9 protein-coding genes and 2 pseudogenes are annotated in these 15,287 nt (G+C 66.0%); 6 read left to right on the top strand and 5 right to left on the bottom strand.

Translation table 11 applies throughout. From position 1 onward, the window contains the following. Positions 1–209, bottom strand: a pseudogene (locus ACP4IX_RS35420) (MBL fold metallo-hydrolase); the annotation flags it as partial. A gap of 951 nt (positions 210–1,160) precedes the next feature. On the opposite strand from ACP4IX_RS35420, the gene ACP4IX_RS35415 reads away from it, so the two are divergent. From ACP4IX_RS35415 to ACP4IX_RS35405, 3 genes are read left to right on the top strand one after another with little or no spacing between them, the layout of a single operon-like run. After that, on the top strand, positions 1,161–4,385 hold the full coding sequence (locus ACP4IX_RS35415; RefSeq protein WP_426558680.1) for a helicase-related protein: 3,225 nt from the start codon (positions 1,161–1,163) through the stop codon (positions 4,383–4,385). Continuing rightward, positions 4,382–7,108 (top strand): DUF1156 domain-containing protein, encoded by a 2,727-nt coding sequence (locus ACP4IX_RS35410; protein WP_426558678.1) that lies wholly within the window; start codon positions 4,382–4,384, stop codon positions 7,106–7,108. Before ACP4IX_RS35415 ends, ACP4IX_RS35410 begins: the two co-directional genes overlap by 4 nt. Positions 7,109–7,160: 52 nt before the next feature. Beyond that, on the top strand, positions 7,161–10,157 hold the full coding sequence (locus ACP4IX_RS35405; protein WP_426558676.1) for a DUF499 domain-containing protein: 2,997 nt from the start codon (positions 7,161–7,163) through the stop codon (positions 10,155–10,157). Between the two features lie 535 nt (positions 10,158–10,692). Here the strand turns inward: ACP4IX_RS35405 and ACP4IX_RS35400 are convergent. Continuing rightward, entirely contained in the window at positions 10,693–11,151 is a 459-nt protein-coding gene (locus tag ACP4IX_RS35400) for a hypothetical protein (protein ID WP_426558674.1), read from the bottom strand. Positions 11,152–11,680: 529 nt separating this feature from the next. On the opposite strand from ACP4IX_RS35400, the gene ACP4IX_RS35395 reads away from it, so the two are divergent. Next, positions 11,681–12,226, top strand: coding sequence for a hypothetical protein (locus tag ACP4IX_RS35395; RefSeq protein WP_426558672.1), 546 nt, complete (start codon positions 11,681–11,683; stop codon positions 12,224–12,226). A 15-nt stretch (positions 12,227–12,241) separates the two neighbouring features. Here the strand turns inward: ACP4IX_RS35395 and ACP4IX_RS35390 are convergent, their stop codons facing one another. Further along, a complete protein-coding gene (locus tag ACP4IX_RS35390) occupies positions 12,242–12,403 on the bottom strand; it encodes a hypothetical protein (RefSeq protein WP_426558670.1) in 162 nt (53 codons plus the stop codon). 424 nt (positions 12,404–12,827) lie between these two features. Here ACP4IX_RS35390 and ACP4IX_RS35385 point away from each other — a divergent pair, with 424 nt between their 5' ends. Together ACP4IX_RS35385 and ACP4IX_RS35380 are read left to right on the top strand one after the other, a co-directional pair. Then, a complete protein-coding gene (locus ACP4IX_RS35385) occupies positions 12,828–13,715 on the top strand; it encodes a DUF5677 domain-containing protein (protein WP_426558668.1) in 888 nt (295 codons plus the stop codon). A 504-nt stretch (positions 13,716–14,219) separates the two neighbouring features. Beyond that, positions 14,220–14,444, top strand: coding sequence for a hypothetical protein (locus tag ACP4IX_RS35380; protein WP_426558666.1), 225 nt, complete (start codon positions 14,220–14,222; stop codon positions 14,442–14,444). Positions 14,445–14,463: 19 nt separating this feature from the next. On the opposite strand, the gene ACP4IX_RS35375 is transcribed toward ACP4IX_RS35380, so the two are convergent. Further along, positions 14,464–14,718 carry a hypothetical protein gene (locus tag ACP4IX_RS35375; RefSeq protein WP_426558664.1) on the bottom strand — a complete coding sequence of 85 codons (255 nt, stop codon included), beginning with the start codon at positions 14,716–14,718 and terminating at the stop codon, positions 14,464–14,466. Between the two features lie 363 nt (positions 14,719–15,081). Continuing rightward, positions 15,082–15,287: pseudogene (locus ACP4IX_RS35370) on the bottom strand (MBL fold metallo-hydrolase); the annotation flags it as partial.

The raw sequence follows: 15,287 nt of genomic DNA, 5'->3' as shown, positions 1-15,287 counted from the left end.
TCGAACGGCTCCCCCGGCCGCGGGAACGCCACCGCCTGGCTGACCTCCTCGGCCGCGTCCTTGGTCCACTCCCCGGGTTCCGCCCACGGATGCGGAGCCAGGTTGAACGTGCCCCAGTGGATCGGCAGCAGCACCCCTCCCGGAGTGCCTCCCTGCAGGTCAAGGTGGGCCTGCACCCCCTGCGCAGGCGTCATATGAATGTCTGGCCACATGCCAGGCAGCGGCGTAAAGTCCGTGTGGTTCTTGGGCCACATGACGCTCTATCAGGCTTCAGGGCCGCGACCCCCTGCTGCATTGCATCAACCGAGTTGAGCTTCTGGAGCAGGTCCAATACCTGTGATCCTGCCGGACCCGGGGCGGTGGCGCGGACGCGTCCGCACAGGTGGATGCCAGCGATGGACAACGTCCGCATGATGCCGTTGGCTCGCTTCTCGTTGCCCCGCAAGCCGTTCGCGCAGAGCCCGGCGGACACTCGTGGGCAGCCGTGGGCGCTCCCAGAGTCGCCGTACACCTCGCAGTCGTTCATCGCCATCGACAGTCTTCTTGGTTCCTCCGAACCAAGCAGATTCAGTACCTGCGTGTGCAACGCTCAGGGCCGAGGCTCCGGACGAAGGAAGGTGGCGTTATGCGGGGCTACTGTAAACGCCTTGCTGCGGGACGGCTGCCGCAAGTCGTTCCAGGCCATGCCTCAATGCTGCCGGACGGCACCAAACAGAATGCTGCAGCAGCTCGTGAACCGGTCCACTTGGAACCGAGTGCTGGTACGCGACCGAGTCGGCCTTGAACTGCGGCAGCGGATGAGTCTTCATGACCACAAGATGTCCGTTCTCAGATCCTCATGATCCAGTGCCGGGTGTGTCCAGGATCGATGATCGACCCCTGTCACCTCCCCGTAATCTGGCTCAACTTGGTCGTGACAAGGCCCCTGGACTATGCAAGGCACCAGCGACAGGAGCTGCACCTGACATGCTTACGCGACCTTCGTATTGGAAACCCGCAGGTCATGCGATAACTTGACGGTTCGTTAGTCGACCGGGTTGGGGAACCGTAGGTGGTCGAGGGGGAGGGGGCCGGGACATGTCTTGTCCACGTCCAGTGAGTCGTCATGTGAGCATTTCCGGCAGCTGGGTACCGGTAAGCCTCCGGGCAGACACGTAAGCATGCAGCCCGAAGGCTTATTCGAGCGCGGCCAGAGAGTAAAAGTCCGAGCCGCCGGCGTGCCTGAGTTCGCCACGATCCGCTTCGCGCTGCCCGGAGACGAGCCCGGTTCATGGGACCTCATCCTCGTCGACGACGACGACCGACGCCACGAGGTGAATCTGGCGCCTGGAGACACCGAGACCGTGCGGCCTCTCGTCAGCGACGGCAAGGCCAACTCGGCCCGCGTGTTGGCCGCCATGTGGACCCAGTGGATGAACGCGGCGGCTACGAACGCCGAGTCCAGTGCAATGGCGGCAACGCCGCTGAAGCCGTACGCGCACCAGACCACCGCTGTCTACGGAGCGATGCTTCCGCAGCCCCTGCTGCGCTTCCTCCTGGCCGACGAGCCGGGCACCGGAAAGACGATCATGGCGGGCCTGTACCTCCGTGAGATGCAGCGACTCGGCTTGATCAAGCGGGCGATCATCGTCTGCCCAGCGAACCTCGCCACCAAGTGGGTGGACGACTTCCAGAGGCTCCTGGGCGGCGGACTGCGTCAGCTCACCTCGGCCACGGTGCGTGAGGACGCCGTGAACTCCAACGACCTGTGGGTGGTCTCTCTCGAGCTCGCAGCGGTGAACCCGGCAGTGCAGGACGCGATACGCCCGGACAAGGCCGGCTGGGATCTAGTCGTCTTCGACGAGGCCCACCGGCTGACTCCGACTGCTGCCGGCTTCCACCAGGTTGGACGGCTTCTGGCCAAGAACACCCCGCGGGCACTGCTAATGACGGCAACACCGCACCGGGGCAAGGAGTGGCTATTCCGACACCTGCTCCACTTAGTCGACCCCGAGATCTACCCGGATCCGGGCAGCGACCCCAACGTCGAGCTCAATGCACTGCGTCCCGGGCCCATCCACTTCCTGCGGCGGATGAAGGAGGACCTGGTCGACTACGACGGCACGACCCGGTTGTTCAAGGGGCGCACCGCGCACAACCACCGTGTCCCGCTGTCGCAGACCGAGTACGGCTTCTATCAGGCTGCGCTCGACATGGTCGACCGGTTCTTCCCTCCGGTGGCGCAGCCGCTTGCCCGCATGGTCTACGGCAAGCGAGCAGCCTCCAGCCTCTACGCGCTCGCCGAGACCCTGCGGCGGCGTCACGAGCACATGGGGGCGATGAGCGAGGCGGAGGCGGCGCTCATCGCCGATCGCGAGGACCACGGTGACGAGACCGAGGTCGATGAGGCGAAGGTGATTCACACGGTCTCGGCCTCGACCAGGGCTGAGCGGACCGCGATCAACGGCCTCCTGCAGCAGATCGAGGCAACGATCACTGATCCCCGCTGGCAACCGTCGAAGTGGAAGCGGCTCACCGACGACTGTTTGGCCGCCCACGGCATCCTGCCGGGAAACAGTGAGCAGGCCGTCATCTTCACCGAGTACGCGGACTCGGCTGAGTGGATTGCCCGGCGGCTCCAGGCCCAGGGGTACTCCGCCGAGCTGTACTCCGGCCGCCAGAGCAAGGTCGAGCGCGACGAGACCCGCAAGTCCTTCATGCGTGCCGAGTTCCAGGTGATCGTCACCACGGACGCCGGCAACGAGGGCATCGACCTGCAGGCCGCGCATGTGCTAGTGAATTACGACATCCCTTGGTCCCTGGTGCGCCTCGAACAGCGGATGGGACGCATTCACCGCGTCGGTCAGCAGCGTGATGTCTACCTGTACAACCTGGTCGCCGCGGACACCCGGGAGGGCGCGACCCTGCTCCGTCTCCTGGACAACTTCGTTACGGCCGCGAACGAGCTGCGCGGCCAGATGTTCGACAGCCTGTCGGCCGTCGCAGAGATCACGGGCGTCGACTACGACAAGTGGCTGTCGGACCTCTACGGCAATGACGAGGTGAAGAAGCAGCAGGCCATCGACGCAGCCCAGGCAGTCCAGGCCCAGGAACTCACCCGGGCGGCCCGGAAGGTACGGGACAACGAGCGCCGCCTTGCCAGCCAGGTGGACGCGGTCGCCGCACTGACGCTGCTCCAGCGTGACCTGTTCGCACGCATCAACCCTGCCATCGTTGAGGCATACCTCGACCGGCTCGCAGCCGCCGACGTGCTGGAGTCCGCACCGACTGCGGCCGGCCCCGGGTTCCGGCGGCTCACTGTGAACGGCAATACAAGTTTTCCTGTCACCCTGGGCGGACAGCACGAAGTTCACGTCGCGACCAGCGGCGACGCCGTACGCAACGCGTCCGAGAGCATCGACGTCGGAGGCACCGTTACCCTCGGCCCTGGCGAGCCCGGCTTCAGCGACCTGATCCACATGGCTGAGCATGCCCTGGCCGAAGACCTGTATCAGTCCGGTGCCTCAGCCGATCCCACCAGCCTTACGCCGTACGACCTGTACGCGTACGAGGCGACGATGACGGAGAGCAACGGCAACCGCGCCAGCGTGTGGGCCACCCTGATCAAGGTGGACGACAGCGGCAACGCACGGCCGGTCCGGTGGGAGTCCCTGGCCAATCTTGTCCCCGCCGAACAGTACGGCGGTGAACCACACCCTGCCCGGGAGGGCCACGCGCTCACAGCGGCCCGCGATGTTGCCGCCGCGACCGTCGCAGAGCACCGGAAGGTGCGCGCCGACTGGTTCGCCCAGGCCCGCCGCGACCTGAACAACCTGCCCCTGAGTCTGACGGACCGGATTGAGGACCGAGCTGCCCGCCTTGAGCTGCGGCGTCGGCTTCAGGCCCAGACCGCCCAGCGGCTCCAGGAACTGCAGCGGCTCGCGGACGTGCATCTGACCGAACCGAAGCAGATAGGTCGGATCCGCGTTCTGGCCACGGCGGACACCCGCGTACAGGCCGAGATCGATGCCGAACTGGTCTCCATGCGACACGTCCAGCAGCTTCTCGAGGACGACAGCTGGACAGTGGCCGACACTCACACAGAGGGCCGCGGATACGACCTGGAGGCCCGCCGCAACAGCCAGGTCCGCCATGTCGAGGTCAAGGGCGTGCTCGGCAGCGCGGCGAGCGACGGCATCCGCATGACCGGCAACGAAGTCCTCATCGCGACCCAGCACCGCAAGGAGTACTGGCTCTACGTCATCGACCACTGCGCCGACGGCAAAGGCCGCTTCTTCGGCGCCTACCAAGACCCCGCCACCCTCTTCGCGAACGTCATGACCGGGAACGCGGTGTTCCGCGTTCCCGGCAGCAGCCTCAAGAACGCCCCCGGGAGCAACGCATGACCCGAATGATCGAACGATGGTTTCCCAGCGCGGAGGTGTCGGCCAACAGCGACAAGGGATGGGGCTCTGGCAACAGCGAGATCTCCCTGTTCATGTGGTTTGCCAAGCGACCCACCGCACAGGCGAAGGCCGCCACAATATGCTCGCTCCTGCCGTGGCCAGACGACCCCGAAGAGCGGACGCGACTGCAGAACCTTGTCCGCGAGGCCATGAAGGGGCGCTACGCAGCCTGGGGTGAACTTCAGACCGAGATCACCAAGGCCAATCCTGATGAAGCGACCACGCTGGACCCGTTCTCGGGACGCGGCATGATTCCATTGGAGGCGGCCCGCCTGGGCGTCCGCGCCTTCGCCGTCGACTACAGCCCGGTAGCCGTACTCGCCAGCAACCTGCTCACGTCCGCGGCGTTCAGGGACTGGAGCGAGGAGCCCGAGCTCCCCTTCGGGAACAGCCGAGATCATCTGTTGATGTCTCGAACCGACCGACTGCTGGGCGACATCGAGTCACTCTTTGCGGAGATACAGACTCGCCACGCTGAAGCGATGAGCGATTTCTATCCCCGGCACAAGGGTTCCCTCCCCTGGGGGTACCTGTGGTCCGTAACCATCCCTTGCCAGGAATGCCACCACCGGTTTCCGCTCATCGGTTCCTACGAGCTGATGCCAGCCCGTGGGGACAGAGAGGCTATGTCGTTCCACATCGAGGCGGACAGGGCCTCTGGCAAGTGGGAAGCCGTCGTGACGCCAGGGAAGGCCACCCGAACGCCGTCGTTGACCAACACTGTTGCAGCCGGCAAGAAGATCGCGGGAAAGAGTGCGATCTGCGTGTTCTGCAACCACGTTCACCCACTTGCCGTGCACCGTCGACAAATGCAGGAGGGGCACGGCCTGGACGCATTGGTCCTCGCTGCAGACATCGGCCCTAAGGGCCAGAAGACCTTCCGCAGGCCTACAGATGCAGAGCGCGAGGCTGCCGCAGAAGCCGCACGAGCGTTGGTCGCAGAGGCCGCGTTCAGCCCGTTTCTGCCAGCAGTTCCGGATGAAGGCATCGCGCCAGGCAATAACAACATTATCGGTCCAAGCATCTACGGGGCCAAGACGTACGGCGACTTGATGGTCGACCGCCAGACCCTGTCGTACGTGCGGCTTGCCCGCGTCATCAATGAGGTCGGCGAGGAATTGGCCGCCGGCGGGCTGTCCGCGGAGTACGTGCGGGCACTGACCGGGTACGCGACCGCGGTCGTGGTGAAGAAACTGCGGCGCTCCACCCGCGGTGCCCGGTTCCAGAGCAAGGGCGGCGCGCAGGTTGGGGATCTATTCGTCAACGAAGGGTCGATCACCTTCTCCCACGACTTCTTCGAGGCAGGCATCGGCCATGGCCCGGGAACCTGGAAGTCGATCGCAGACAACGTCCTGGCCGCCTGCCGCAACCTGTTCTCCGATCTTCGCGGCAAGCCAGCTTCAGTGCAACGGGGAAGCGCCACAACCCTGGCCTTCCCGCCCCGCACGTTCGCCGCAGTCGTTACTGACCCACCGTACGACCAGATGATCGCGTACGCGGACGCTTCGGATCTCTTCTACGCATGGGTCAAGCGATGCCTCCACGGCACTTGGCCGGAACTCGTAGTCACAACCGATCCTCACGGTTGTCAGGACAAGAGCCAAGAAATCATTGTGAAGCGGGTACGCGGTGAAGCCCCAGACGAGCACCGCACGCGCGAGCACTACGACACCCTCATCACCGAGGCCTTCACGCAGATGCGGCAGGTAGTCCGGGACGATGGCGTCGTCACCATCGTCTTCGGCCACGGGGAACCCGAAGTGTGGCAGCGGCTGCTCCACTCGATCGAGCGAGCTGGGCTGGTAATGACCGGTTCCTGGCCAGCTAACACCGAGTCCGGTGGCCAACAGGGCAAGGCCAACATCGAGACGACCCTGACGATGGCATGCCGCCCCGCACCCACCGGCCGGCCGCCCGGCCGAAAGGGGGCAGTCGAGGCCGAGATCAAAGCTGAGATCAAGCAGCGCTATCCGGACTGGGAGCGGTGGGGCTTGGCCCCGGCCGACATGCTCATGGCGGCTGCCGGACCGGCGATGGAAGTTGTCGGCCGTTACAGCGAAATCCTCGATGCCAAGGGCGAGTCGGTCGACATCTACACGTTTCTTCCGCTCGCGCGAGCTGCCGTCCAGGAGGCGATGGCGGTCGAGATCGACCACCAGCCGCTGGAGACCTTCGACGCGCGCACCCGTTTCGCGTTGTGGTGGATCACGCTCTACAACCGACAGGTCCGGGCAAAGTCCGAACTACGCTGGCAGGCTCTGGCAGCCACGCTCGAGTTGGCTGCGATTCGTGATCTGGTGCCCGACGCGGACGGCGGTGTCCGGTTTATCGCCTCCCGCGACTTCAAGTGCAAGATCAGCGGAGAATCGGCCGTCATCGATATCGCCCTCGCGCTCGCAGCCGCCTCGGAGGAGGGCCTGCAGGCCATGGGTGAGGTGCTCGCGGCCGCGGAACACACGGCCGACGACACCTTCCTTTGGTCAGCCATCCAGTTCCTCGCGGACCGGCTGCCCGACAACGACCCGGATTCCGTCCGTTTCACCCGAGTGCTGCGCAACCGACCGGGCGTCATCGGGGCCGCCGAGGCCGCCGTCGCTGCGAACCCTTACGAGAATCCGCAGCTCGAACTGATCGAAGACTCCCAGTTGAGGCCTTCGCGATGAGGCTCCGCAGCATCCCCACGCCCCTTGATTCCACCAGCCCAGGAGAGCAGCAGTGACGACCAGCGTGACGCCTTGGTGGAAGGCACTCAAGCTCCGCCAAGAAATCCTCAACGCCTCTGGGCAGATCGACGACGTACAGATGTCGCTGTTCCGGGCCGTTCACGCGACCGGAGCCGATCGCCCGCCCTACGCCGACGCGGGCTACTACGGGGACATCACGCACCCGACCGAACTGCTCGTCGACCTGCTCACCGAGGTCGCGGTGCGTATCGGTGGCGGTGACGACTACTTGAAGGCCCGAGCGGTAACCCGACTTGCCCAGGGCATGGGCGGCGGCAAGTCGCACGCTTGCATAGGCGCCTACCACCTGGCCGCCAATCCAGCGGCACTGCTGGGTACCGAACTCGGCCAAAAGGTCGCTGAGCGGGCACAGGCCAGGATCGGGCACCCGCTGACCGACGACCTCGGGCGTCCGCACGTCGTCGTACTGCCCTGCGACAACATGACCCCGGGCGCCGGCGTGCAGGAGCTCGACGGCCCCGCCGTCACCCTCTACGAGCGTTTCCTGTGGCGCCTGTTCTCCAAGGACTACACCCTCTACGCACGCTATCGGCCTTTCTGGAGCGACAAGCACAAGATCGCTGAGGCCATCAGTGCGGTGAACCGACCCGTGCTGATCATCGTCGATGAAGTGCTCGATTACATCGGCAACGGACTGGACGGCGCGAACAAGACCGACCTGGCGGCGCAGGACATGGCGTTCCTGCGGGCAGTGCTCGATGTCGTCAACGATGTCCCTCACGTCGCGATGCTGGTCGTGATGATCGCCCCCGACGTCGACAAGACCTCACTGTCCGCCGCTGCGCAGGGTCGCCGTGATGACTTGAACAGCCAGCTCGACCGCAACGGCCTGCCGACCACTGTGACCGGCGTGGGCGACTTCGCCGACATCCTCCGCCGGCGGTTGTTCGACGCCGAGCCCGCCGGGGAGGTCCTTGCTGCGACTGCCGCACTGCACGAGAAAGTGCTGACGGACAAGTCTTGGGCGAAGCAGGTCTGGGACCCGATCAATGCCAACTGGCGTCGCAACTGGCGCACGGAGATGGCGACGTGCTACCCGTTTCACCCTATGCTCATCAAGCTGGCGCAGGATGAATGGGGCAAGATCACCGGATTCCAGCGGGTACGGTCCACGATCCGCATCTTCGCTGCCACGGTCTACGCTCTCCAGCAACGCGGCAAGGCCGGCGAGTGGGTGCCAGCCCTCATAGGCCCCGGAGACCTGCCGCTGTCGGACAACACCGTCCGAGAGGCGCTCCTGGGCAGCGGTCTGGTGGAGGACGACCGGACCATCGCCAATTACCGAAGCCTGGCCGAGATCGAAGTCGTCAACCACGACGCCTCGTCCGGGGCCGCGCGCCGCCAGGACCTCGATCGCCCGTCGAGCACCTGGTCCTCGCACAACCCCCGCGCGGCCGAACGAGCGGCCACCTTCATCCTCCTGGCCAGCGTCGTCGGCACCCTGCGGCCGGGGCGAGGCCGCGGGGCCAGTGCTCCCGAGGTCAAGGCGGCCACCAGCGTCCCGGAGACTACCTACACGATCACTGACGCCGACGGCGTGGTGGACGAGCTGGTCAACCCGAACCGAGGGATGAGCGCACTCGACATCACGCCTGGACAGGGCAACAACAAGCCGGCCCGCTACTTCCTGTCCACCCGGCTCACCCACCGCATGCTGGTCAAAAACATCCGGCGGACCATCACCGACACGGAGCGCGACCAGGTCCTCTTCGACTTCGCGAAGAGGCTGACCAGCAGCGGACCGTTCCGTGAGGTGAAATACGTCTCGGCGGACCTCCAGCGCAGCGCCGCCGACGTCCTCGCCACGGCCGGGCTGGACACCGCCCACACCATCCGGCTCATCGTGCTCGACCCCGCGCAGTTCAGTCTGCGCAACGGCATGGAGAAGCCGACCCTCGAGGCGCTCAACGTCGCCATGGGACTCGGGCAAGGTTCTCAGCAACTTCCCGTCCAATGGGCCAGCAGCGCGGTCTACGCCGTAGTGAACACGCAGCAGCGAGCCCTGGCACGCAACCTGGCGGTGGAGTACCTGGCCAGGCAAAAGGCTCTGCAGGCACCCGAGATCCAGAACGACGACGAGCTCAAGACCATCGGGGCGAAGGAGCTCAGCGAGGCCAAGACCCAGCTGGAGAGGCAGATCAAGCGGGCTTACCAGCATGTCGCCTTCCTGGCCCAGCCCGACCCGGATCGAGAGCGGTACCTGGACCAGCTCACGTTCGACAAGGACAACATCACGGCCCTCGACGGCTTACTCGTCTGGAAGGGCCTCGCCGACCGGGACAAGGTCTTCGACACCGGCCAGTTCAGCGCCAAGGCCCTCCTGCACAACCTCCGCGACAACGACTACGGCAAGACCCTCTCCGACATCCGGGCCGCCTTCTACAGTGCTCCCCGGCTGCCGCTGCTGTACGGCGGCGACCGCGATCTTCAGCAGGCGATCTTCGACGCCGTAGGCCAAGGGCTGCTGAGCATCGTCGACGGAACGGGAACCGAGGTGGCAGTCACGGCTCCCAGCCAGGTCAACCTCGCGAGCACGGGCCTGCGCCTCGCCAAACCGCAGACCAAGGCATGCTCCACGTGCGACCAGTCGGCCCACGAAGGCCCGTGCGCAGGCGGTGTCGGCGACACCGCGGGTGGTGCCTCGTCGCTCGCGTCCGGGGAGCTGGTGGGTGATGCGGCCGAGACCCCTCCGCAGCCGGCTGGCGGCGAGGAGCCGAATAGATCACCGAAGCCGGCACCCGTCAAGGAGCGGCAGGTTGCCTTCTCCTTCACCAAGAATCTTCTGGCCAACGCTGACAGCGCCGACGGCTTCGCCGCGCTCTTCCGGGCGTTCTACATGACCCTGGACGAAAGGCAGATCAGTTACCTGCAGGGCACCCTCCAGTTGGTGATGCAGGCTGACGCGGCAGAGGAAATCCAGCAGCGCCTTGAAGAACTCGGCATAAACGGGACGTTCAAGGAGATCTGACAGGCCACCTGCCACCGGCTGTGGCGGAGACTGCCCGGGGCGTCCGGCCCCGAGCAGTCGTGTGTCGGGGGCTGGCACGGCCCTGATACCACGGGACGTTTCATGTTCTGCCGCGAAAGGCAACAGCCCGGTGACAGAGACCATCTTGGAATGATGCTTCGATCCGTGGAACCAGAACTGATCAAAGCCGCGGCGAGCACGTTGTGCGGCACGGTATTGGATGCCGTACTCACGTGGTGGATGACCGCCCGGCCCAGCGGCGGTCGGCATGCGAATCCAGGCAGACTCCGTGGTCGTCCCGGTCGGAGAGAGGGCCCACCGGGCGCCCCGCCCTCGTCCGCGCCGCCCACAAGCTCGGCAAGGGCATACTGCTCCAGCGCGCCCCCAGCGCCGCTGCCCCGCTGGGCCAGGCCCTCCACGAGGGTGCATCGCCGTGGCCGCCGGCCTTCCGGGGCTGGCCGCATCTGACCTTGAACGCGCAGGGCCCCGGTCACCACCACGGCGACCGGGGTCCTGCGCTCACCGCACCGCGAGATCACTCAGGCTTCGTACGATCCACCGTCCCGACCTTCGCCGCCACGATGTCACTCAGCTTCCCGTTCTGGATCTCCGCCTCCAGGACGCCGATGTCGCCAGTGCTGGACTTGCCCGGCCCCAACCGGTCCGCCGTTACCCCGGTCTGCCCGAGGTGATCGCCGTCCTTGTCCACCAGGCGGATCTCCGCAAAATAGTTCGCTGCGTCGGCACCGGTGTTGGTGATCTCGTAGTGGACGACGTACGCGCCGTCTCCCCACACCTGGTGGTCCTCCACCCCCGCCTTGGTGATCTTGACGTCGCCGGACGCCGCCGGCGCCTTCGACGACTCCGCCGCCGGTGCGCTCTCGGAAGTGCTGTCGCTCTTGCCGTCCCCGCTCGCGGTGTCCTCCGTACCGCCGCACGACACCAGCGCCCCGGCCATGAGCACAGCGGCTGCCGCCAGTCCCAACCTGCGCATTGCTCCCGTTCCTCCCATTCGTAGCAAGGGAGCAGAACGTAGCGGAGCCCTCGCGCCCGCCGCCATGCGCGATCACCCCCACGGGGGGCGCTCGACCACCAGACCGGATCCCCTTACCCGACCGGCTCCCCCACCCGGGGGCCACCCCGCGCCACTCGATCAGTTCCGACGTCTCCAGGTGGACGTCGTCCAGGCCAGCCCTCCGCAAGAACTTCTCGACGTCTCGCGTCCCGTACGCCAGGCCGAGGATCTCTCCGTTCATGCGGACCCGCCTGCCGCCTGTCGGCGACGGCTGTCCCACGACTATCGGGCGACGCCCCATGCCTCCAGCATCAGCCCGGCCCCAAAAACGCGCACCCGCAACGCAAAGCTTCCTGTAGGCTCCCGTCCCGAGGCGGCCGCGCCCGCCGGACTCCCCGCGGACCAGCACCCACGCCCCGCAGGCGGACAAGGTTCCCCGAATCGCGCCCCTATCAGCTTCGAACTCCTCGCTTCGGCGTGGGCGTGGGCACGCCAGCAAGGAACCGTGATGACCCGTGACCGGCGCCGCAAGATGGACATTCGCTCCACCGCGCGCGGCAGGTACACCCACGCCCGCCGCCGGGCCCTTCCGTCGGCTGGACTGAGCATCGCCGACCACCCCGGGGAGCTCTACCTCTGCGGCACCTGCGGACAGCCCGCCTACCCCAGCGCAACCGGCCCCTGCCACTTCACCGAGCAGGGTGGCGGCGTCTACTGCCCCACTTTCCCGATGGCCGCCAACCTCCTGCGCATGGACTGGAGCCTCTCCCTGGGCCTCGACACCATCCGGGAGTTCTACCCCTGGCCGACGACCGGACCGGCGCATCGCACGCCCACCATGGGCCGGGAGTTCGGCCACTTCACCGGCACCGTCTACGTGTGCGCCAGCTGCGGCCAGCCCGCCCACAACACTAGCGACTACTGGGGACCGCAGCACTTCCACGACCAGTGGGACGGCGTCCACTGCGAATGGTTCCCCCTCGCGGGCAGGCTTCTGACCACGCGCCTGCACCCGCGATCCCTGGCTGACTGGAAAGGCGGCTACACCACCTGACCCACCGGTGGCGTGTCACCGCACTCGCGGTGCCGTCACAACCGCATACCGCGTCGTCCCGGCCAGCACCTCAACGAGCAGCCCCGTGGCCACGACGCTGTAGAACTCGCCCCCGGCCGCCTGTCCCTGGCCGGCCGGGGACAGGTCGATCAGAATCTCCGCGACCTGTGCAGCCACCAGCGGACCGAGCCGCTGCGACAGCGCGACCCGACCCCCGGCAGACGCACCGCCAGCGCCCGCGGGTGGCTCGCGGCCCGGTAAAGCCAACCACCTGGGCATTCTCACCGTCTGCGCATGCCGGATCATTTTCCGGGTGCACTGTCCGATGGAGGCCGTTTCCCGCGGTCCCACCGAACGCACCGTAGAACGGGCGACACTAAAGGCAACGGACTAGCGTCATCTGTCGCCCCTGGCGACGCGGAATCAAGTACGCCGCGTCGCTCGGCCTCTGGCCACCGCCGTCGTGGGCCAAACTCACAACAAAAGGGTCCGGTCACCCCTTCCTCATCGGCCACTTCGATGGCACACGATCAGGGTTCTGTGGCACAGGACAGCCGTAAATGAGTCCGCGTGGGGTGTCCTGCTTCGCTACCGTCAACGCATGACGCAGAGGAATCGGAAGTCGAGCAGTAAGAGGAAGCGGTCGGGGCCGACGGCACGCAACTCGCAGGCGCTGGCCGTGCGCTCCCCGAAGAAGTCCTTGCGGGCGGAGCTCGCGCTTCTGCGCGAGGTCGCGGTTGCGGCTGAGGGAGCGATCCGGGTGACTCCCGATGCCTCTGACCGGCTGGTTCGGTTTGATCTTGAAATATTGATGCGTGGGTCGAACAGCCTGAAGGCCATGATGGTGCTCCTGGAGCAGGGATATTGGGAGCATGCCGTCGCGATCGTCCGCCAGTTGTTCGAGTTGCTGGTGAATATGGAGCATCTGGCACAGCAGGAGGACCGTGAGGCGGGGGCTCTACTGTTTGCGCGGTACGGCATGCTTCAGATGATTCAGGCGCACCATCGCCGGCTGACGTATGAAAAGGACACGGGCCGGCAGGTGGATGAGGAACTTTTTGCGCAGCTTGGCTGGTGGTTGGAAAACGAGTTCACGGACTTCCGCGCGAAGACGAAGAACGACTCGGTGAAGTGGGTGTCAAGCTGGTGCCGACAGACGGCCCTCGACTTGGCGAAAGCGTCATCGGATTCGATGCGGGTAAATCAGTACAACATTCTGTACCGGGTGTGGTCGGAAGAAGTCCATGCAGCGCCTGGCGCCCTGATTTCTAATATGTTCCGAGATGTCGAGGATGGCTGGGTGGAGCGGACCGTTTCGGAGAATGAACGTCGCAGTCGAGAGGCTGCTTTTCTTGGAGTGGCTTTCTTCTTGGCTTTGTGGATGCAGTTGCCGCATGTTGAAAAGTCGGTGCAGCGGATTCAGGGGTGGTTGCAGCAAATGAGCCGGGCGTACGGCGGACCCGACCTTCCCGACCCTCCGAGTGTGTAGGCGGGCCCTCATGTGGGACAGGTCGACGAGCAGGCAGAGCATGTGAACCCTCACCTTCTGGCGCTCGCTGGACGCGGGTGGAAGGCGGCTCGACTCCGAGGGAATGTGTCATGAGCGCGTCTGGGGGTGGCTGTAAGCCACCGGCTAATCAACGCAACACTTCGGAAGATGTGACGCGAGTACTCGGCCTCACGGTCGATATCGAGCCATATCCAACCGCGTGCCCATGCCAGGTCCCTCACCTGCAATTTCTGGACAACGCACGTACTCTAAGAACCCAGGCTATAGGCCCATAACCTGCGGGTTCTGTCCGTGATCATGTGCGAACTGAGGATGCGTCACGCCGCCCAAGGATCAATCTGGCTGGCGGAAAACCTTCACGACGTTCGGGGGCTTTCCGTCGCTTAGCGTCTACCGCAACGGACAGAGGCCGCCCCGGGCAAGGGCGACCTCCTCCTGTCCGTACTCCCTCACAGCCGCAAGCAGTAGGGAATGGACGGCCCCATGGAACCACAGCCCTGGACGAATCTGGGCCTCGAATGGCGTCGCCCCGGCGTCGCGGTCGCCGGCGCCGTCTGGTATCTGCTCCACACTCAGCCGCAAGTCCACGAGGTGATCGCCGCCGCCGTGGCCCTCTTGGTCCTGCGCTGCGCCCGTCCGCTGGCCGGCCGACAACCACCAGTAGCCCTCCCCGTCGGACACAGCGCGGCCCCCTCGCCACCACGGTGAGGGGGCCGCGCGCGTAACGTCAGGGCGCCGTCGGCAATCCGGACCGGTCGGCCAGCATCCCAGCGCGGAAGGCATGTACATCTACGCCCACCGTGACGTTCTGATACTTGGCCGCCAGGCCGTTGAGTTGAGCCAGGCCCATCCACCCGCAGGGGTAGTCGGAGTCCCCGGTGAGCGTATAGAACCAGGCAACGGGGTTTTCTTTGGTGGCATTCAGCGGGACAACCAGGTACCACGCCGCGATGCTGGCACCCTGGGAGGCCGCGTACGCCACGCCTGCACCATCGGCTCCCCTGGCACGTTCAAGGAGTACACCGGCGACCGGGGAGTCTTGGCATCGAGCCAAGGGGACGCGGCAGACATGCGCCGCACTCTAGACCCGCCACCGACACCGGCCGGGAGTGTGGCCGAGCGCTGCCCAGCCGCCCCTTCCTGCAAGCTCAGCGCCGCACGAAGCGCGTTCGGACGACCACCCGAGACGGGCTCTCCAGGGACGGCAAGGGCCTGAAGCGCTGAGCTATGGCTTCGCGCTCCACGCGGGGCGCTCCGTCCAAGGCTCGCAGCAGCCGATGCCGTTCGTCAGCAGGGAGACGCTCCAGCATCTGGGCCATCTCCCCCATCTTGTCCCCGACCGGCCTCACCGCTCCCCCGCCAGGTCAAGATCACCCCTGCTCGTCCCAGCCACGCCTTCGACGATCCGGGGAGGCCGCCACGGGTGCCCGATCGGACCCGACACCGCCCGCCACCACGCCTCCACCGGCACCTTCCCCGCCGGCTCGAACGGCTCCCCCGGCCGCGGGAACGCCACCGCCTGGCTGACCTCCTCGGCCGCGTCCTTGGTCC

Source organism: Streptomyces sp. WG5, assembly GCF_049974565.1.
Classification (GTDB): Bacteria; Actinomycetota; Actinomycetes; order Streptomycetales; family Streptomycetaceae; genus Streptomyces.
Note: the sequence above shows the minus strand (reverse complement) of the source record. Positions and strands in the feature narration are given on the sequence as shown.